We start from the raw sequence: 19,709 nt of genomic DNA on the forward strand, positions 1-19,709 counted from the left end.
GCGCCATGACCATTGCCTCCGTATCCCGCCGCGGCCTCGGGCTGGGGGCCGCCGCCGCGCTGGCGGCGCCCGCGCTGGCCCAGGCGCCCTGGCCCAACCGCGCGATCCGCATGGTCGTGCCCTGGCCGGCGGGTGGGGCGGCCGACCTCACGGGGCGCATCTATGCCAATGCGCTCTCCCAGAAGGTGGGCCAGCCCGTCGTGGTCGAGAATCGCGGCGGCGCCACGGGCACGATCGGCGAGCTGGCGGTGGCCCAGGCCCCGGCCGACGGCTACACCATCATGAACGCATCCACGACCATCTCCTTCATCCCCTCGCTGATGAAGGACCTGGCCTATTCGGCCACGCGCGACTTCCTTCCCGTCTTCCAGACCATGAGCGTGCCGCAGCTCCTCCTCGTGCACCCGAGCGTGCCGGCCCGCAACGCTGCGGAGCTGATCGCGCTGATGCGCGCGGCCAACGGGAATTTCCCCGCGGGTTCCTCGGGCATCGGCTCGATGCAGCATCTGGTGCTGGAGCTCTTCCTGCGCGGGGCCGGGGTGAGGGCCAACCACGTGCCCTATCGCGGCGGCGGCCCCGCTTTGGCGGATCTGCTCGCGGGCTCGATCTCGATGTATCTCGGCAACGTCAACAGCGCCGTCGCGCATGTCCGCAGCGGCGGGCTGCGGGCGCTCGCGCATACGGCCGGCACGCCGCGTATCAACGCCTTCCCAGACCTGCCGCCGCTTTACGACACCATCCCGGGATTCGACACGGCCGAGTGGAACGGCATCTTCGTGCGCACGGGCACGCCGCCCGACATCGTGGCGCGCCTTTCGGCCATGCTCAACGAGATCGTGGTGGAGCCGGGGATCCAGCAGGTGATGCGCAATGGCGACCTGACGGCAGGCCCGAATTCGCCCGAGCAGTTCGCCGCCTTCTTCCGCTCGCAGAGCGAGATGCTGCAGAAAATCATCGTGGAGACGGGAATGCGCCTGGAATGAGCGCCAGGCTCACGGCCGGCGGCCATATCGCCATCGACGAGGCCTGGCTGGCGCGCCGGCAGGAAGCGGCCCTGGAGCCGGAGCTGCCGATCATCGATCCGCATCATCACATCTGGGACCGTCACGGCGAGACGTACCTCCTCCCCGAACTGCTGCGCGACGCGGGCACGGGCCACGACGTCCGCGCGACGGTCTTCATCCAATGCGCCTCGATGTACGACGCGGACCCCGATCCCGCGCGGCGGCCGCTGGGCGAGACGCGCTTCATGGCGGGCCTCGCCGAGGAAGCCGCGCGGGGCCGCACCCGCGCCTGCGCTGGCATCGTGGGCTTGGTGGACCTGACGCTGGGCGACCGGGTCGCGCCGCTGCTGGAAGAGCATGTCGCGGCGGGGAGGGGCCATTTCCGGGGCGTGCGGAACCGCACCGCCTGGGACGCCTCGCCGCGCGTGCGGAGCAATCTGGAGACGCCGCCGCCCGGCCCGCTCGGCCTGCCCTCCTTCCGCGAGGGCGCCAAGCGCCTGGGCGAGATGGGGCTGACGCTCGACATCTGGGCGTACCACCCGCAGCTGCCGCTGGTCCTGCAGGTGGCGCGCGCGGCACCGGTCACGACCGTCGTGATCGACCATTGCGGCGGGCAGCTGGGCGTCGGCCCCTATGCCGGCCGCGATGCCGAGGTCTTCGCGGCCTGGCGCGATTCCATGGCCGCGCTGGCCGCCTGCCCGAATGTGGTGGTGAAGCTCGGCGGCCTCGCCATGGAGGTCAGCGGCAAGCAATGGCACACGCGCGAGCTGCCGCCGAGTTCCGAGCAGCTGGCGGCGGACTGGCGGCCGCAGATCGAGACCTGCATCGAGCTCTTCGGGCCCGACCGCTGCATGTTCGAGAGCAACTTCCCCGTGGACAAGGGCATGTGCGGCTATGCCGAGCTCTGGAACGCCTTCAAGCGCCTGACGCAAGGCGCCAGCGCGGCGGAGCGGGAGGCGCTGTTCTCTGGGACCGCGGCGCGGGTCTACCGGCTCACGCCCTGAAGGGCGTCGCGACCCGCGGGATGACAATGACCTGGGCCTGCGGGATCCGCAGCCGCACCTGCGCGGCCAGCCGGTCCGCGATGACCTGGATCTCGGCGATGCTGCGGGCGGGCGCGAAGCCGACCTCGATCTCCACCCAGGCATTTTGCCCCTCGGTGCGGGTGCGGACGGCCTGGAGTTCCTCGTAGTCGTCGAAATGCTCGGCCAGGACGCGGTTGATGACGCCCTGGTTCGCCTCGGCCAGCGCGCGGTCGAGCAGATGGGGCACCGCCTCGCCGATGATCTTCACGCCGAAGCCGATCATGGTGGCCACGACGAAGATGGAGCCCAGAATATCGGCCCAGTCGCCCACCGGGGTGCCCTGGTAGGCGAGGTTCGTGCCCACCGCCGCCGCCACGCCGAAGGAGACCAGCGTCTGCATCAGCCGGGCCACGACCTGGCCGTTGATGATGATGGAGACGCCGCCCTTCGCCGCGCGCCAGAGCCGAGAGAGCACGTAGGTGTTGATCACCAGGTTCGTTGTCGCGGCGCCCAGTGCCAGGGCCAGCCCGGCCGTGCTTTGCGGCGGATGTGCGCCGCTGTGCAGGAAGGTGGTGACGCCGAGCCAGAGCGCCGCCAGCAGCATGGCCCCGCCCACCACCACGTTCAGGAACTGCTCCAGCTTGCGGGTCCCGTAGTCGTATCCGGCGAGCTGCCCGCGATGGATCTTTCGCATCAGTACCAGCAGGAAGATCTGCAGCAGGGTCAGCAGCCCGCCCCGCAGCCAGTCGCCGAGCAGGGTCAGGGAATTCGCCCAGAGGGCGGTGACGAGCTTGGTGAGGTTGATCGCGACGTCCAGCGAGACGCCGGTCAGCATCGCGCGTTCGCGTTCGCGGGCCGCCTGCCTCTCGTCCGGGGGTTGCCCGGCGGCGCCCATGTCCATGTTCCTTGCCCCTGCGTCCATCCTGCCGCGCCATTCAAGTCCTTGATGTGACGGCACACAACCTATGATTGTGGGAACCTCACGCAAGGCCGTTGCGAATGTGGCGCCGGAAGGCCGGGCGTTCCGAGAGGCGCTCGTAATAGGCGCCCAAAGCCGGCATGGCGGGCTTTTCCGGCAGCTTCGACAGATGGAACCAGCGATGCACCACGAAGCCGGCGGGGATATCGGCCAGGGTGAATTCGTGCCCGCAGAGGAAGGGGCCGCCGTCGGCCAGCGCCGCGTCTATCTGGCCCATGCGCTTCGCGTATTCCGCCTGGCCGACCTCTCGGAACTGCGGCTGGGCCCAGGGCTCGAGCCCCAGCTCCCCGCCGAGATAGCCGCCGCGCATCGCCACCGTCATGTCGTAGGCCACCCAGTCCATCCAGGCCTCGACATGCGCGCGCTGCACGAGCCCCCGCGGGTAAAGCGACCAGGCGTGCTCGCGCGAGGCGAGGTAGCGCAGGATGACGTGGGATTCGCGCAGCACTGCTTCGCCATCCAGCAGCACGGGCACGGTGCCGAAGGGATTGAGGGCCAGGAATTCCGGAACCTGGGTAGGGCGGAAGTCGCGCCCCCAATCCTCCTGCTCGAATGGCAGGCCCAGCTCGTCCAGCAGCCAGAGGACCTTGCGGACGTTGAAGGCGTTCTTCCGGCCCAGAAGCTTGAGCATGCGGCGTCTTTCCCGAAGCGAAGGGCCCGAGATTCGGCCGCGCGCCTCAGCCTGTAAAGCGGCGGACAAGGCCGATCGCGAAGGCCAGCGCGGCGCCGAGCAACAGGCCGAACACGCCCGCCAGCGCGGCCGAGACGATCCATTCGACGGTCCCGGCCAGGGCGGGCATCGCATGCGCCGCGCCCTCGGCGGCGAGGTGAATGCCGTGCGGGATGGCAGAGAGGCCGTAGCCCTCCATCCCGTGCAGGATGAGCTGCCCGCCCACCCAGAGCATCGCGGCCGTGCCCACCGTGCTCAGCACCTTCAGGAAGGCGGGCATGCCGCGCACGATGGCGCGGCCGAGCGCGCGCATGCCCGGCCCTCCGCCGCCGGTGCTGCCCTTCGCCAGCGCCATGCCGAGGTCGTCGGCGCGGACGATGAGCGCCACCGCGCCATAGACCAGGGCCGTGATCCCGACGCCGACCACGGCCAGAACCACGGCTTGGGACCAGAAGCCCATTTCCGGAATGGTGCCGAGCGCGATGGCCATGATCTCGGCCGAGAGAATGAAATCCGTGCGGATGGCGCCGGTGACCTTCTGGTCCTCCAGCGCGCGGGGGTCGGTGGCCGTGGGGGCGGCCGCCGCGTCGTGATGCGCGGCGAGGCCTAGCGCCTCCATCACCTTCTCCGCGCCCTCGAAGCAGAGATAGGCGCCGCCGAGCATGAGCAGCGGCGTGATGGCCCAGGGCGCCAGCATGCTCAGCAGCAGGGCGGCGGGCAGCAGGAAGACCAGCTTGTTGCGGAGCGAGCCGACGGCGATCTTCTTGACGATCGGGATCTCGCGGTCGGCCGTGAAGCCCACGACGTAGCGCGGCGTCACGGCGGCGTCGTCGATCACCACGCCTGCTGCCTTCGCGCTGGCCTTGGCGGCGCCGGCCGCGACATCGTCCAGGCTCGCGGCCGCCACCTTGGCGATGGCGGCCACGTCGTCGAGCAATGCGATCAGTCCGGTGGCCACCAGCCTCTCCCTTCTGTCATGTCCGGGGGGAAGCGCTTGGAGGCGGTTCGCGTTGCATGACCACCTGCGCGCCGCCATCGGGCGCGATGCGATAGGCGATGCCGCGCCATCGGATCTCGCGCCCGAAGGCGCTGCGCCAGAGGCAGAGGAGGCCCACGACCTCGGCCAGCGGGACCAGGGCGAGCAAGACCTGCCATAGCCGCGTGGACGGGCGGTCTCGCGCGCCGATCCGGCGGGCCGCCATGTCCTGCATCGCCGCGCGCAGCAGCAGGGCCAGCACCAGCGCGCCGAAAGCCAGCCAGAGCCCCGAGGCCGCGAGCGCGACCCAGAGCAGCAGCCCGAGATGTGCCGCGGTGAACTGCAGGCGCCAGATCGCCGGGTTGTAGAGCCGCAGGATGCGGAGCTGCCGCGTCCAGAACCCCAAGGCACCGGCCGAGGCGAGTGGCGAGGGAGATAGCACGGTGTTGCGGATGGTCGTGCGCAGCCCGGCTTCATGGGCGCTTCGCGCGATCATGAGGTCGTCCGAGACGCCATGCGCCAGCGCCGCCGCGACGAGCGGCGCGTGGCGCGGCGCGAAGGCGAGCGAGCCGCCCCAGGCGAGCCGCATCCCGGGCAGCTTCGGAAAGAGCGCCCAGCCCCGGTCCAGCCACGCGATGGCCTGCGCGGCGGCGCCGTTATCCGCTGGGATCGTCCAGCGATAGCCGCCGGAGAGGTCGCAGTCGCCGCGCAGCACCGGCGCGGCGAGCGTGCCCAGCCACCAGGGCTCGGGCCGGATATCGGCATCGAGGAACACGACCGCCTGCTCCGTCCCGTCCAGCAGCGACAATCCGGTCGCGAGGTTCTGGCTCTTCTGCCCGCGATTCGCGGCGGGCCCCGCCACGGCGATATCGACCGGAAAGCCGAGGGCCGGGAGGGGCGGCAGATCGCCCTCGCATGCGACGGCGAGGACCAGGCGGTGTGGGCGCAGGCTCTGCGCCTCCAGCGCGCGGAGCAGCGGAAGCAGGTCGCCCGGGGGCGCGTAGGGGAGGATGAGGGTGACGCGGCCGGAATCCGCCGCGGCGGGCCGGGAAAATCCACGTGTCCACAGCCATCCGGTCCAGCTGCGCCAGCTGGCGAGGAAGGCGAGCAGCAAGGCGGACACGGCCTCAGGCATTCGTGCGATATACGCACGGCGTGGGCGTTACGGCCAATCAGCGATTTGGAGGAAAACCCTGGCCCTTCAATCAGCCGGGGTGGGTGGTGGAGCCAGGCGGAATCGAACCGCCGACCTCTTGAATGCCATTCAAGCGCTCTCCCAACTGAGCTATGGCCCCCCGTGGGAGGCGGTCGTATAGCCACGCTCCGCGAAGGCCGCAATACCCCCTCCTGCGCTCTTTCTTCGATCCCGGGTCGCGGGTAGCTTTCCGGCGACGACCAAGAGGGATGAAGCTGAATGCGCAAGGTGTTTCCGGACGCCACGGCGGCCCTGGCCGGGCTGCTGAAGGATGGAATGACGATCCATGCCGGGGGGTTCGGCCTTTGCGGCATACCTGCCGTGCTGATTGATGCGGTCAAGGAAGCGGGGGTGAAGAACCTCACCGTCGTCTCGAACAACGCCGGTATCGACGATGTGGGCCTGGGCAAGCTCCTGCGGACCCGCCAGATCAAGAAAATGATCGCGAGCTATGTCGGCGAGAATGCCGAATTCGCCCGCCAGTTCCTGGCCGGCGAGCTCGAGATCGAGTTCAACCCGCAGGGCACCCTGGCCGAGCGCATCCGCGCGGGCGGCGCCGGCATCCCGGCCTTCTACACCAAGACCGGTGTCGGCACGGCGGTGGCGGAAGGCAAGCCGACGGAGGTCTTCGACGGCGAGACCTATGTGATGGAGCGCGGCATCGTGGCCGACCTCGCCCTCGTCCACGCCTGGAAGGGCGACACGGAAGGCAACCTCGTCTACCGGCGCACGGCCCGGAACTTCAATCCGATGATGGCGACGGCGGCCAAGGTCACCGTCGCGCAGGTCGAGCACCTGGTGCAGCCGGGCGAGATCGATCCGGACCACGTCATCACGCCCGGCGTCTATGTGAAGCGCATGATCGCGCTGCCCGCCGGATACGAGAAGCGCATCGAGAACCGCACCGTGCGGAAAGCGGCGTAAGGAGAACGACCATGCCCTGGAACCGCGACCAGATGGCCGCCCGCGCGGCGCGTGAGCTCGAGGACGGCTTCTACGTCAATCTCGGCATCGGCATACCGACGCTGGTGGCCAACCACATCCCGCCCGGCATCTCCGTGCAGCTGCAGAGCGAGAACGGCATGCTCGGCATCGGGCCCTTCCCGGTGGAAGGCGAGGAGGATCCCGACATCATCAATGCCGGCAAGCAGACCGTCTCCATGCTGCCGACGACCAGCATCTTCAGCAGCGCCGACAGCTTCGCCATGATCCGCGGCGGGCATATCGATCTGTCGATCCTCGGCGCGCTGCAGGTGGCCCAGAACGGCGACCTCGCGAACTGGATGATCCCCGGCAAGATGGTGAAGGGGATGGGCGGCGCCATGGACCTCGTGGCGGGCGTGAAGCGTGTGGTGGTGCTGATGGAGCACACCGCCAAGGGCGACGAGCCGAAGCTGCTGAAGCAGTGCGAGCTGCCGCTCACCGGCTCGCGCGTCGTGGACATGGTGGTAACCGAACTCGCGGTCTTCACCATCGACCGCCGGGGCAACGAGGGCGTGGCCCTGATCGAACTCGCGCCCGATGTCACGCTGGACGAGGTGAAGGCCAAGACGGGGGCGGATTTCCGCGTCGCACTCGCCAACGCCTGACGCAAAAGGGGGTTTTCGCGACAGGCAAGCCACGGAAACCCCTTGAGATGAACCTTCCCGGCGGCATCCGGAAAGTCGCCCAGCTCTGGGACGCGGTGAGGGAGGTCCTCTTCGCCTCCGATCTGGACAAGGCGGAGCGCGAGCTGCGGCACCAGGCCCGCGCCGCCGCGCCCGTGCTCTGGCTGCTGGGCAAGACGGGCGCGGGCAAGACCGCGATCGTCTCCGCGCTCACGGGCGACCCGCGCGCCGAGGTGGGCCAGGGCTACCAGCCCTGCACGCGCCTCGCCGCCTTCTACGACGTGCCGGAGGAGGCGCCCTTCCTCCGCTTCCTCGACACGCGCGGGCTGGAGGAGGCGGGCTACGACCCCACCGAGGACATCGCCTGGTGCGAGGGGCAGGCGCATCTCCTGCTCGCCGTCATGCAGGTGGACGATCCGGCGCAGGAAGTGGTGCTGCGCGTGATCCGGCAGGCCCGGAAGCGCCATCCGGACTGGCCGCTGGTCGTCGCGCAGACCGGCCTGCACCGCCGCTACCCGCCGGGGCGCAACCACGCCGTGCCCTTCGTGGAGGCCGAGGCGCCCGAGGCGCTGCGCGATTCGCTGGCTTATCAGCGCCAGCTGTTCCGCGATGTGCCGGGCGATAGCCCGCCGGTCTTCGTGCCCATCGACTTCACGCAGGAGGGCGATGGACTGGAGCCGCGGGACTACCGGCTGGAGGCGCTGGATTCGGCGCTCGAATCGGCCCTGCCGGACGCGCTCGCGGCGTTGCATGCGGCCCGTGCCGGCGAGGGGGATGACCGCCGCCAGAAGGCGGCACGGCGGACCATCTATGCCTATACGGCGCTGGCGGCAGGCGCCGGCGCGGTGCCCGTGCCGCTCGCCGGGATGGCGGGGCTTGCGGCGCTGCAGGGTGCGATGCTGCACCGGCTGGCGAGCCGTTATCAGGTCGAATGGACGCCGGGACTTTTTGGCGCCTTCGCGGGCAGCCTGGGCATCGGCACGGCGGGCTGGTTCGGCCTGCGCTACCTGGTGGCGGAGGCTGCGAAGGTGGTGCCGGTGCTGGGCACCGCGGCGGGAGTCGCCCTCAATGCCGGTAGCGCGGCTGCCTTCACGGCCGGGACCGGCGAGGCCGCGCTCGTTTTCCTGCGCGCCGTCCGCGCCGGGCAATCCGCCCCGGCCGCAGAGGTGCGCGAGGCTTATCGCCGCGCCTTCCGCAACTGGCGCGAGCGCCCGCGGTGAACTGGGCGCGCCGTCATGCGGTGGAGTTGCTGCTGGCGGTGCTGCTGGCACTGCCATGGCTCTCGCTCTTCGGGCTGGGTCTGCTCTGGCTCTGGCAGAATGGGCGGGTGCTGGAATGGGCGCTGGCGGCGGCGGCACTGGGGCTGCTGGGCTGGCCGCTGCGTATCCTGGTCCGCCGCCGGGCGCGGGAGCGGGCCGCGGCTCTCATGGCCGGAGAGGAGCGGCCGGTGGAGGGCTGGGACGCCGAGGAAAGCGCCGCCTGGGAAAAGGTGCTGCGCTTCGCGGAAGAGGCGAAGCCGCTGGAGTTCGATGACCTCGCCCGCGCCGAGTCGCTGGCGCGCGAGACGGTGGAGCTGGTGGCCGGCCATTTCCACCCCGGCCAGCGCGATCCGACGGCCCGCGTCACCCTGCCCGAGGCGCTGCTGGTGACCGAGCAGGTGGCGCATCGCCTGCGGAAATGGGTGATCTCCTTGCCCGGATCGTCGCGCATCCGGATCAGCGATGCCTTGTGGCTGCAGCGCTTCGTCGATCGCTACGGGACCGCCGCGCGCATGGCCTACGATGTGGGCGAGACGGCGTGGAGGTTGTTCCGCGCCGTGGCCAATCCGCCACAGGCCATCGCCCAGGAGGGGCAGCGCCTGGCCTTTGGCGCCACGGGCAATTTCCTCAGCGGGAACTTCCGCCGCAACGCCACGGCCGCGCTCATCCATGCGACGGGCCGTGCGGCGATCGACCTCTATTCCGGCCGGCTGCGCCTCTCCGTGACCGAGCTCGCTGAGCTTGAGCGCGCCGATGCGGCGACGGCGGAGGCCGAGTCGCCGCCGCGCCTGCTGCTGGTCGGGCAGGCCAAGGCGGGCAAGACCTCGCTGCTCAACGCGCTGGCGGGCGCGGCGCGCGCGCATGTCGGCGCGGCGCCGAGCGAAGGGCCGGTGCGCGAGCATCTGGTGACGGTGGAAGGCCGCCCGGCACTGAACATCGCCGACATGCCGCCATTGGCGGACCAGCGCCGGTTTCTGCGCGAGGCTGGGCGGGCGGACATGATTCTGTGGGTCGTATCCGCGACGCAGCCGGGCCGCGGGCCGGATGCGGCGGCGCTCGATGCGCTGCGGGAATGGGCCGGCAACCAGCGCCTGAGCCGGCCGCCGCCGGTCCTGGCGGCCATGACGCATGCGGACCTTCTGCGCCCGGCCGCCGAATGGAGCCCGCCTTACGATCTGGTGAGCCCGGCCTCCCCCAAGGCGCGCAATATCGCCGCCGCGCGCGATTCCGTGGCGTCCGCGCTGGGCTTGCCGGTCGATTCCGTGGTGCCCGTGGCCGTGCCGGATGGCGCAGCCGCCTGGAATATCGAGGCCTTGTGGGCGCACATCGCCGCCGGGCTGGACGGCGCCCGCCGCTCCCGCCACGAGCGCCTGCGGGAAGAGGGCGCGCATCCGGGCCTGGCCACCGAGGCCAACCGCGCGGTGCGCGGCGGCTGGAGCCTGCTGAAATCGGCCTTAAAACAGTGAGGCCACCTTGGTTGCCGTCCCGTCATGCGTATGATAGAGGCCCCTCGCCTCGGCCGGAAACCCCCGGTGAGGTGACCCCAGGAACAGGACCGGGACAGCCAGGTGGCCGCCGAGACCATTGACCTGAACGCGAGCCAAAGTGCTGGCGTCGCCGCGCGTTACGCCCTTGCCCTTCTGGGCCTCGCCGATGATCTCCGCGCGCAGGATCCGGGCGTGCTCGATCGCATCGCGAACGATCTCGAGCGCCTCATGGAAGTCTGGCGCAGCGATGCCGATTTCCGCGCCTTCCTCGCCGACCCGCGCCGTGGCGCGGCCGAGCAGCAGAAGGTGCTTACCGCCATCATCCAAAAGGTGGGCGTGGGCGAGGAGGTCCGCAAGCTCGTGGGCGTGCTGGTGAACAACCGCCGCCTCGCCTCGCTGCCCGCCGTCGCCGCGGCCTTCGGCGCCGAGCTCGCGCAGCGCCGCGGCCAGCAGGTCGCGCACGTGACCAGCGCCTTCCCCCTCACCGACACGCAGCGCGCCCAGATCGCCGCGCGCCTGACGGAGAGCGGCATTTCCGGCGTGAAGCTGGCCGAGACCGTCGACCCCGCCATCCTGGGTGGGCTGATCGTCCGGATCGGCTCGCGCCTCTACGACAACAGCCTCAAGTCCAAACTGCAGCGCATGCAATTCGCCATGAAGGGAGCCGCCTGAGATGGAAATCCGTCCGGCCGAGATTTCGGAGATCCTGAAGCAGCAGATCGCGGGCTTCGACGCTGAAGCGAACGTGGCCGAGGTCGGCACCGTGCTGTCGGTCGGCGACGGCATCGCGCGCGTCTACGGGCTGCAGAACGTCATGGCCGGCGAGCTGGTCGACTTCCCCGCCTCCGGCGTGAAGGGCATGGCGCTGAACCTCGAGACCGACAATGTCGGCGTCGTGATCTTCGGCTCGGACCAGAACATCCGCGAAGGCGACACCGTCAGCCGCACGGGCTCCATCGTGGACGTGCCGGTCGGCAAGGGCCTGCTCGGCCGCGTGGTCGATGGCCTCGGCAACCCGATCGACGGCAAGGGTCCGCTCACCGACGTCGTGCGCATGCGCGCCGAAGTGAAGGCGCCGGGCATCATCCCCCGCAAGTCCGTGCACGAGCCGATGCAGACGGGCATCAAGGCGATCGACGCCCTGATCCCCATCGGCCGCGGCCAGCGCGAGCTGATCATCGGTGACCGCCAGACCGGCAAGACCGCCGTGATCGTGGACACCATCCTGAATCAGAAGGCGATCAACGCCGGCGATGACGAGAGCAAGAAGCTCTACTGCATCTACGTCGCGGTCGGCCAGAAGCGCTCCACCGTCGCCCAGCTCGTGAAGACGCTGGAGGAGAACGGCGCGCTCGAGTACTCGATCATCGTCGCCGCCACGGCTTCCGATCCGGCTCCGATGCAGTTCCTGGCACCGTACACCGGCTGCACCATGGGCGAGTTCTTCCGCGACAACGGCAAGCACGCGGTCATCTTCTACGACGATCTGTCGAAGCAGGCCGTTGCCTACCGCCAGATGTCGCTGCTGCTGCGCCGTCCGCCGGGCCGCGAGGCCTATCCGGGCGACGTGTTCTACCTGCACTCCCGCCTGCTCGAGCGTGCGGCGAAGATGGGCGATGATTTCGGCAATGGCTCGCTGACGGCGCTGCCGGTCATCGAGACGCAGGCCGGCGACGTGTCCGCCTACATCCCGACGAACGTGATCTCGATCACGGACGGCCAGATCTTCCTGGAGACGGAGCTCTTCTTCAAGGGCATCCGCCCCGCCGTGAACGTCGGCCTCTCGGTCTCGCGCGTCGGTTCCGCCGCGCAGATCAAGGCGATGAAGCAGGTGGCCGGCAAGATCAAGCTGGAGCTGGCGCAGTACCGCGAGATGGCGGCCTTCGCGCAGTTCTCCTCGGATCTCGACGCCTCCACCCAGGCCCTGCTGAACCGCGGCGCCCGCCTGACGGAGCTGCTGAAGCAGCCCCAGTTCAAGCCGGTCGCTGTCGAGGACCAGGTCATCGCGATCTTCGCGGGCACGCGCGGCTACCTCGACAAGCTGCCCCTGAACAAGGTGGGCGAGTTCGAGTCGCGCCTGCTGGCTGACCTGAAGGCGAGCGCGCCGGACATCGTGGCCTCCATCCGGAATGATCGCGAGATCAAGAAGGAGACCGAGGCCAAGCTGGTCGCTTTCCTCGACGGCTTCGCCAAGTCCTTCGCCTGAACGCCACGCTAGACCCGGCGGAGACCCACTGACATGGCGACCCTGAAGAGCCTGCGCCTGCGGATCAACAGCGTGAAGTCCACGCGGAAGATCACGCAGGCCATGAAGATGGTGGCCGCCGCCAAGCTCCGCCGCGCGCAGTCCCAGGCCGAGGCTGCCCGCCCGTACGCGGAGCGGATGGAGCGCATGCTCGCCTCCCTCGGCGCCTCGGTTGTCGGTAGCCCCGACGCGCCGAAGCTGCTGGTCGGCACCGGCGCCGAGCAGGTCCACCTGCTCGTCGTCGTCGCGGCGGACCGCGGCCTGGCGGGCGCGTTCAACACCAATGTGGGCCGCTTCGCCCGCAACCGCGTCCGCGCCCTCGAGGCCGAGGGCAAGACGGTCAAGCTCCTGACGGTCGGCCGCAAGGCGTCGAGCTACCTGAAGCGCGAGCTCGCGAGCCGCGTGATCGGTGAGATCAGCCTCGCCGGCAAGAAGGTCGTGGGCTTCGAGGATGCGGCCGAGATCGCGTCCCAGGTTACGGAGATGCTGGAGAACGGCGGATTCGACGTCTGCTCCCTCGTCTATAACCGCTTCAAGAACGTTATCAGCCAGACGCCGGTGGAGCAGCAGCTCATTCCGACGCCGATGCCGGAGGCCGTGGCCGCCGCGCCGAGCGAGGGCGCGCCGGCGCTCTATGAATTCGAGCCGACCGAGGAGGAGATCCTCGCGAAGCTGCTGCCGCAGAATCTGGCCATCCAGATCTACCGCGCGCTGCTGGAATCGGCCGCCGGCTTCTACGGCAGCCAGATGACGGCCATGGACAACGCCACGCGCAACGCGGGCGAGATGATCAACAAGCTGACGCTGAACTACAACCGTACGCGCCAGGCCAACATCACCCGCGAGCTGATCGAGATCATCTCGGGTGCCGAAGCCCTTTAAGCGCCGCAAGACGAAGGAATCCGGGCAATGAAGAACAATGTCGGTCAGGTGACGCAGGTGCTCGGCGCCGTGGTGGACGTGCAGTTCCCCGCCGAGCTCCCCGCGATCATGAACGCGCTGGAGCTGCACATCGGTGAGCAGCGCCTCGTTCTCGAGGTCGCGCAGCACCTGGGCGAGCGCACGGTGCGCTGCATCGCCATGGACACGACGGACGGCCTGGTCCGTGGCACGGAAGTGGTCGACACCGGCAAGGGTATCTCCGTGCCCGTGGGCCCCGGCACGCTCGGCCGCATTCTGAACGTCATCGGCGAGCCGATCGACGAGCGCGGCCCGGTCGAGGCCACGATGTTCTTCCCGATCCACCGCGAGGCCCCGGCCTTCGAGGAGCAGGCGACGAGCGCCGAGATCCTGGTCACCGGCATCAAGGTCATCGACCTGCTGGCCCCCTACCTGAAGGGCGGCAAGATCGGCCTCTTCGGCGGCGCCGGCGTGGGCAAGACCGTGACCATCCAGGAGCTGATCAACAACATCGCCAAGGGCCACGGCGGCGTGTCCGTCTTCGCCGGCGTCGGCGAGCGCACGCGCGAGGGCAACGACCTCTACCACGAGATGGTCGATGCCGGCGTTATCAAGCTCGGCGAGGGCACGACCGAGGGCTCCAAGGTGGCCCTGGTCTATGGCCAGATGAACGAGCCGCCGGGCGCCCGCGCCCGCGTCGCCCTCTCGGGCCTCTCGATGGCGGAGTACTTCCGCGACGAGCAGGGCCAGGACGTGCTGTTCTTCATCGACAACATCTTCCGCTTCACGCAGGCGGGCGCCGAGGTGTCGGCGCTTCTGGGCCGCATCCCCTCGGCGGTGGGCTATCAGCCCACGCTGTCGACGGACATGGGCGCCCTGCAGGAGCGCATCACCTCGACCAAGAAGGGTTCGATCACCTCGGTTCAGGCCATCTACGTGCCCGCCGACGACCTTACCGACCCGGCCCCCGCGACCTCCTTCGCGCACCTTGACGCGACGACGGTGCTCAACCGCTCCATCGCCGAGCTGGGCATCTTCCCGGCCGTGGATCCGCTAGACTCCACGAGCCGCGCGATGGACCCCCGCGTCGTCGGCACCGAGCATTACGAGACGGCCCGCGAGGTCCAGAAGATCCTGCAGACCTACAAGTCGCTGCAGGACATCATCGCCATTCTGGGCATGGACGAGCTCTCGGAAGAGGACAAGCTGATCGTGGCGCGCGCGCGCAAGATCCAGCGCTTCCTCAGCCAGCCCTTCCACGTGGCCGAGGTCTTCACCGGCACGCCGGGCGTCTTCGTGAAGCTGGAGGACACGATCCGCAGCTTCGCCGCCATCTGCAAGGGTGAGTTCGACCACCTGCCGGAAGCTGCCTTCTACATGGTCGGCACCATCGAAGAGGCCGCGAAGAAGGCCGAGACGCTCAAGCAAGCTGCTTGAGCTGATTTTTGCGCCCTCAGGCGCCGGGCGGCCGCTCCGCGGCCTTGGCTACGCCGCGTCACAGGCGCGCTGGCTGCTCGGGCATGTGGGCGGCGCCGGCAGCAGTCGCGGCCGGATGATCTGAGGGCGGCGCTGAGGCGGGGCAGGCCTGTCTCGGCGTTGCGGTGACGGGGAATTCGCATGGCCACCTTCCAACTCGAACTGGTCTCGCCGGAAAAGCTGCTCCTCTCCCGTCAGGTGGAGATGGTCGTCATCCCCGCCGCCGAGGGTGAGATGGGGGTGCTGCCCGGCCACGCGCCCATGATCGTGGCGCTCAAGGGCGGCGTCATCCGCGTGGTCGATGGCGGCCGCGATGCTGAGCGCCTCTTCGTCGCTGGCGGCTTCGCCGAGGTGACGCCCGAGCGCGTGACCGTCCTGGCCGACGAGGCCACGCCGGTGGCCGAGCTTTCCAAGGCCGAGGCGGATCGCCGCATTGCGGAGGCCGATGCGGCCTATAATGCCGCCGCGAACGACACGCCGGAGCGGCGCGACGCCGCGATGGGCAAGCTGCTCGCGATGCGCGCCATGCGGGATTCTGCCGAAGCGGCTTGAATCCGCTTCGTTCTTCCCGCATCTGTGAAAGCGGGGCCGGATCGGCCGGCTGGTGTCGTCTGGATTCCAGCAGGCTGCGGCAAGGAATGGCATGAAGCACTGGACGATCGAGCAAGTGGCCTGGGACAGTTTCGACCCCTCCAAGGTCGATCCCGAGGTCGTGCCCCTCGTCAAGGCCGCGGCGATGGTCGAGCGCAACGGCGACGACTACGCCCTCTATCTCAAGAGCGTCTTCCGGGACGATCCGGATTTCTCCCTGGCCGCGGAGAACTGGGCGGTCGAGGAGATCCAGCACGGCGACGCGCTGGGTCGCTGGGCCGGCCTGGCGGACCCCGAATTCGACTACATGGGCTCCTTCGCCCGGTATCGCGAGGGCTATACCATCGACGTGAAGGCGGATGCCTCGCGCCGTGGTTCCCGCACCGGGGAGTTGATCGCCCGCTGCATGGTCGAGACGGGGACCTCCAGCTACTACACCGCTCTCGGCGAGGCCTCTGACGAGCCCGTGTTGAAGGAGATCTGCCGCCTCATCGCCGCCGATGAGTACCGGCATTTCAAGCTCTTCTACGACCATATGAGGCGCTATCTGGCGCGGGAGAACCTCTCCTTCGTCAAGCGGCTGCAGGTCGCGCTCGGCCGCATCGGCGAGACGGAGGATGACGAACTCGCCTTCGCCTTCCACTGCAGCAATGACGGTCCCGGCGTCGCCTATGAGCATGGGCGCTGCTCGGCCGGCTATATGGGCCGGGCTATGGGCTATTACCGCTTCCGCCATATCGAGCGCAGCACGGCAATGATCCTGAAGTCGGTGGGGTTGGAGCCGCGCGGCAAGCTTTCCGCCGTGGCAGCCCGGCTTGCCTGGAAGTTGCTCGTCTGGAAGCGGGACAAGTTCCGCAAGAACCTCGCCGCCACACAACCGCAAGCTCTGGCCGCGTGAGGCTGCGGCGTCGCACGCTGGCCGGCTTGGCCGGCGTCGCGGCGTTTCATCGCCCTGCCTTGGCGCAGGCCCCGGGTTTGCGGGACCTGGCCCGAATCCGCGGCATGACCTTCGGCACCGCCGTCCGCAGCGAGATCATGGAGCGTGACCCCGCGCTGGTGGCCCTGACCGCGCGCGAGGCCGCGATCGTGGTCGGCGAATGGGAAGGCAAGTGGGACGTCCTGCAGCCCGAGCGCGGACGTTTCGATTTCGAGCCCCTGCGCGCGGTCATCCGCCATGCGCAGGCGGCCAACCAGCGCATCCGCGGCCACACGCTGCTCTGGCACGTCGCCATGCCGCCCTGGCTGGCCCCGGCGCTGGCCGAGGGGCCGGCCCAGGCGCGAGCGGTGCTGGAAACCCACATCACCACGGTGCTCGCGGAGACCCGCGCCGCCATCCGCGACTGGGATGTGGTGAACGAGGTCATCGCCGTGCCCCCCGGCAGCGACAATCCGGACCCCACCGATGGCGACCTGCGTCCCACGCCCTGGCTGCAGGCCCTTGGCCCCGGATATATCGAGACTGCCCTGCGGATCGCGCGCCAGGCGGACCCGACGCTGCGGCTGACCCTGAACGAGTTCGACCTCTACGCCGACACGCGCGGCGCCAACACCAAGCGACAGCGACTGCTGCGTGTGGTGCGGGGGCTGCTGGACCGGAACTGCCCGCTGGACGCCATCGGCATCCAGGGCCACCTGCAGATGCGCGACCCCTTCCGGCCCGAGATCTTCACCGCCTTCGTCCGCAGCCTGCATGAGCTGGGCCTGGCCGTGCTGATCACCGAGATGGACGTGCGCGAGCCCGACCAGCTCGCCCCCACGCTGGAGGCGCGGGACGCGGCGGTGGCGGAATACGCCACGCGCTTCCTCCAGGCGGCCATCGACGGCGGCGCGCGCACCTTCCTGACCTGGGGCCTGACCGACCGCGACTCCTGGCTGGTGACCGACCCGGGCGTGGCGCGCCGGGACGGCCAGACCCATCGCGGCCACCCCTATGATGCGGAGCTCAGGCCCAAGGCCCTGCGCGCGGCGCTGGCGCGGCTCTTCTCATGACCCCGGCCCATTGCCGCAAGCGCTGGCACAGGGCATAGGCCGGGCGGCCCATGTCCGACGTCACGCTCATCCTGCTCCTGGCCTTGCCGCTCGCGCTGATCTCGGCGGCGGTGGTGCGGGCGATGATCGCCTGGCCGATCCTCGATCATCCGGACGCGCGCAAAGCCCATACGCGGCCGACCCCCCGGGGCGGCGGCGTGGGGCCCGTGGTGGCCTTCATCCTGGGGATGTTCGCCTTCTACCATCTGGCCGCCCTGGCACCGCTCGCGGAGGAGCGCTTCGTCAGCGTGGTCGTCGCCGCCGTCGCCATCGCGGCCGTCTCGCTGGCCGATGATGCGTGGGACTTCCGCTTCTTCGTGAAGCTCGGCGCGCAGGCGCTGGCCGCGATGGTCGCGATGGGGGCTGGCCTGGTCCTGCACAGGCTCTCCTTGCCGGGCTTCGGCGAGGTGCCGCTGGGGTGGCTCGGCTATGCCATCACGCTCTTCTGGATCGTCGGCTGCACCAATGCTGTGAACTTCATGGACGGTCTGGACGGGCTGGTGGGCGGCGTGATGGTCGTCGCCTGCGCGGCGCTGGCGGCCATCGCCGCGGCGAATGAGGGCTGGTTCGTCTTCGCGGCGGCCGTCTTCCTGACGGCGGGCTTTGCGGGCTTCCTGCCCTTCAACCTCCACCCGGCGCGCATCTTCATGGGCGATGTCGGCAGCCAGTTCGCGGGCTTCATGCTGGCGGTGCTGGCTGTGGCGGCAGGCGGCTTCGAGGCAAGCCAGGTCAGCTTCCTCATCGTGCCGCTGCTGCTCTTCGGCCTGCTCTACGATGCGAGCTTCACGCTGATTCGCCGGGCGGCCATGGGCGAGAAGGTGAGCGCGCCGCACCGCTCGCACCTCTACCAGATGGCCCAGCGCAGCGGCATGAGCGTGCGTTGGGTAGCCGCCGTGCATGGCGGCTTCGTGCTGTTCCACACGGCGCTGGCCTTCCTGTTCATGGGCCTGGCGCCGGCGGACAAGCCGCTGGTCGTGTTGCCCGCGCTGGTTCTGCAGCTCGGCTGGACGTCCTATGTGCTGCGGCGGATGCGCCGCGCCGGCATCGGCTGGCGCTGAGCCAGCAAACCTATCCAGCCGTCCGGCAGGGCGGCAGACGCCGCCCATAAGCCAGCGCCGCACGCCGAGCCCGTGGCCCGACGAAGCCAAGCGCGCGGAGCGCGCCCGGCGTTTGAGGGCAGATTAAAGACCCTGCAGCCTGTTGTACTGGGCGCGGGTCCAGCCCACGCCTTCATTGTGCAGCGGGGCGCAGGCGGCGCGGAAGGCGGCGCGGTCGGGCTCCTGCACCGTCTTGCCCTGGGTGCGGAACCACCCTGCGAGCTCCTGCTCCTGGCTACGGATGGCGACGCCGGCGCGGTCGGCGGCCTGACCCAGCACCTCGACGAAGATGTCGCGGTCAGCGGGCGAGAGGCGGCGCCAGGTGCCGTTGCTGATGATGCTGAGCAGGCTGTCGGTGATGTGGCCGGTCAGGCTGATATGGCTCTGTACCTCGTAGAACTTCTTGGCCTGGATGGTCGGCAGGGGATTCTCCTGCGCGTCCACTGTGCCGTTCTGGAGCGCCAGATAGACCTCGGCGAAGGCGATGGGCGTGGCGTTGGCGCCGACGGCGCGCGTGAACATCAGGAAGGAGGGCGCCTGGGGCACGCGCACCTTCACGCCGCGCAGGTCACCGGGCGCCATGACGCTGCGGTTCGCCGTCACGTGCCGGTCGCCGTAATAGGTGAGCGCCACGCCGTGATGGTTGGTCTGCCGGTCGTATCCGGCCACCAGCTCCTTATGCAGGTCGGAGGCGCGATACTTCTGGAAGTGGTCGTAGTCGCGCAGCATGTAGGGCGCGTGGGAGATGGCGATCGGGCGGTAGCTGGCGCCCGCGAAGGCCACGCCGGTGTAGATGATGTCCACCGAGCCGAGCGTCAGCCCCTGGTTGATCTGCGGCTCGTTGCCGAGGGCGGAAGCCGCGAAGACCTCGATGTTCCAGCGGCCGTTGGTGCGGCTCGCGATCTCGCGCGCCGCCCATTGCGCCTCCGTGTGATAAGGTTCGTTGACCTCGTAGACATGGGCCCAGCGCAGCCGCGTGCCCTGGGCGACGGCAGGGTTGCGCAGGGCCGGGGCGGCAAGCGTGGCAGCGCCGAGGCCGAGCCCCAGCGAACGGCGGCGGATCATGAACGTCAGTCTCCCGAAGTATTGATTTTGTGACGGCATGCTGCGGCCTTTCCTTACCCTTTCGCAACAGGGAAACGCGCGGCAAACTCCCCGCCCAGGGGAGAC

General features: G+C 69.5%; 19 protein-coding genes and 1 tRNA gene. 14 read left to right on the forward strand and 6 right to left on the reverse strand.

Annotated elements, in window-relative coordinates; genetic code table 11:
• Positions 1-5 precede the first annotated feature (5 nt).
• A complete protein-coding gene (locus WJM96_RS21865) occupies positions 6-983 on the forward strand; it encodes a Bug family tripartite tricarboxylate transporter substrate binding protein (protein ID WP_424814685.1) in 978 nt (325 codons plus the stop codon).
• The gene (locus WJM96_RS21870; protein ID WP_424814686.1) at positions 980-2,008 is read left to right on the forward strand and encodes an amidohydrolase family protein; all 1,029 of its coding nucleotides are present in this window, start codon (positions 980-982) and stop codon (positions 2,006-2,008) included. The genes WJM96_RS21865 and WJM96_RS21870 overlap by 4 nt, the downstream gene beginning before the upstream one ends.
• On the opposite strand, the gene WJM96_RS21875 is transcribed toward WJM96_RS21870, so the two are convergent.
• The 5 genes from WJM96_RS21875 to WJM96_RS21895 all read right to left on the reverse strand — a co-directional run bounded on the left by WJM96_RS21875 (position 1,998) and on the right by WJM96_RS21895 (position 5,949).
• Positions 1,998-2,924, reverse strand: coding sequence for a cation diffusion facilitator family transporter (locus WJM96_RS21875; protein ID WP_424814687.1), 927 nt, complete (start codon positions 2,922-2,924; stop codon positions 1,998-2,000). The two genes, WJM96_RS21870 and WJM96_RS21875, sit on opposite strands and share 11 nt — an antisense overlap.
• 85 nt (positions 2,925-3,009) lie before the next feature.
• A complete protein-coding gene (locus WJM96_RS21880; RefSeq protein ID WP_424814688.1) occupies positions 3,010-3,639 on the reverse strand; it encodes a glutathione S-transferase family protein in 630 nt (209 codons plus the stop codon).
• Between the two features lie 46 nt (positions 3,640-3,685).
• A complete protein-coding gene (locus WJM96_RS21885; RefSeq protein ID WP_424814689.1) occupies positions 3,686-4,636 on the reverse strand; it encodes a DUF808 domain-containing protein in 951 nt (316 codons plus the stop codon).
• Between the two features lie 16 nt (positions 4,637-4,652).
• On the reverse strand, positions 4,653-5,789 hold the full coding sequence (locus tag WJM96_RS21890; RefSeq protein WP_424814690.1) for a glycosyltransferase: 1,137 nt from the start codon (positions 5,787-5,789) through the stop codon (positions 4,653-4,655).
• Between the two features lie 84 nt (positions 5,790-5,873).
• A tRNA-Ala gene (locus tag WJM96_RS21895) sits at positions 5,874-5,949 on the reverse strand.
• A 119-nt stretch (positions 5,950-6,068) separates the two neighbouring features.
• Between WJM96_RS21895 and WJM96_RS21900 the strand changes: the two genes are divergently transcribed.
• The 12 genes from WJM96_RS21900 (at position 6,069) to WJM96_RS21955 (ending at position 18,500) form a co-directional block, all read left to right on the forward strand.
• Complete coding sequence (locus WJM96_RS21900; protein WP_424814691.1) at positions 6,069-6,773, forward strand: CoA transferase subunit A; 705 nt, start codon at positions 6,069-6,071, stop codon at positions 6,771-6,773.
• Positions 6,774-6,784: 11 nt separating this feature from the next.
• Positions 6,785-7,438, forward strand: a complete 654-nt coding sequence (locus WJM96_RS21905) for a CoA transferase subunit B (RefSeq protein ID WP_424814692.1) — start codon at positions 6,785-6,787, stop codon at positions 7,436-7,438.
• A gap of 47 nt (positions 7,439-7,485) precedes the next feature.
• On the forward strand, positions 7,486-8,676 hold the full coding sequence (locus WJM96_RS21910) for a YcjF family protein (RefSeq protein WP_424814693.1): 1,191 nt from the start codon (positions 7,486-7,488) through the stop codon (positions 8,674-8,676).
• Complete coding sequence (locus WJM96_RS21915) at positions 8,673-10,181, forward strand: GTPase family protein (protein ID WP_424814694.1); 1,509 nt, start codon at positions 8,673-8,675, stop codon at positions 10,179-10,181. Before WJM96_RS21910 ends, WJM96_RS21915 begins: the two co-directional genes overlap by 4 nt.
• Positions 10,182-10,283: 102 nt before the next feature.
• A complete protein-coding gene (gene atpH, locus WJM96_RS21920) occupies positions 10,284-10,874 on the forward strand; it encodes an ATP synthase F1 subunit delta (protein ID WP_424814695.1) in 591 nt (196 codons plus the stop codon).
• 1 nt (position 10,875) lies between these two features.
• Positions 10,876-12,408, forward strand: a complete 1,533-nt coding sequence (gene atpA / locus WJM96_RS21925) for a F0F1 ATP synthase subunit alpha (protein WP_424814696.1) — start codon at positions 10,876-10,878, stop codon at positions 12,406-12,408.
• Positions 12,409-12,441: 33 nt separating this feature from the next.
• On the forward strand, positions 12,442-13,329 hold the full coding sequence (locus WJM96_RS21930) for a F0F1 ATP synthase subunit gamma (protein WP_424814697.1): 888 nt from the start codon (positions 12,442-12,444) through the stop codon (positions 13,327-13,329).
• 27 nt (positions 13,330-13,356) lie between these two features.
• On the forward strand, positions 13,357-14,784 hold the full coding sequence (gene atpD / locus WJM96_RS21935; RefSeq protein ID WP_424814698.1) for a F0F1 ATP synthase subunit beta: 1,428 nt from the start codon (positions 13,357-13,359) through the stop codon (positions 14,782-14,784).
• A gap of 180 nt (positions 14,785-14,964) precedes the next feature.
• Positions 14,965-15,375: a F0F1 ATP synthase subunit epsilon gene (locus WJM96_RS21940; protein ID WP_424814699.1), complete on the forward strand. Its 411-nt coding sequence runs from the start codon at positions 14,965-14,967 to the stop codon at positions 15,373-15,375.
• A 91-nt stretch (positions 15,376-15,466) separates the two neighbouring features.
• Complete coding sequence (locus WJM96_RS21945) at positions 15,467-16,312, forward strand: ferritin-like domain-containing protein (RefSeq protein ID WP_424814700.1); 846 nt, start codon at positions 15,467-15,469, stop codon at positions 16,310-16,312.
• Positions 16,309-17,403: an endo-1,4-beta-xylanase gene (locus WJM96_RS21950; RefSeq protein ID WP_424814701.1), complete on the forward strand. Its 1,095-nt coding sequence runs from the start codon at positions 16,309-16,311 to the stop codon at positions 17,401-17,403. The genes WJM96_RS21945 and WJM96_RS21950 overlap by 4 nt, the downstream gene beginning before the upstream one ends.
• A 50-nt stretch (positions 17,404-17,453) precedes the next feature.
• Entirely contained in the window at positions 17,454-18,500 is a 1,047-nt protein-coding gene (locus tag WJM96_RS21955) for a glycosyltransferase family 4 protein (protein ID WP_424814702.1), read from the forward strand.
• Between the two features lie 123 nt (positions 18,501-18,623).
• Here the strand turns inward: WJM96_RS21955 and WJM96_RS21960 are convergent, their stop codons facing one another.
• Positions 18,624-19,604, reverse strand: a complete 981-nt coding sequence (locus WJM96_RS21960; protein WP_424814703.1) for a sialic acid TRAP transporter substrate-binding protein SiaP — start codon at positions 19,602-19,604, stop codon at positions 18,624-18,626.
• Positions 19,605-19,709 lie beyond the last annotated feature (105 nt).

This window comes from Roseococcus sp. YIM B11640, from assembly GCF_049727625.1.
Classification (GTDB): domain Bacteria; phylum Pseudomonadota; class Alphaproteobacteria; order Acetobacterales; family Acetobacteraceae; genus Roseococcus.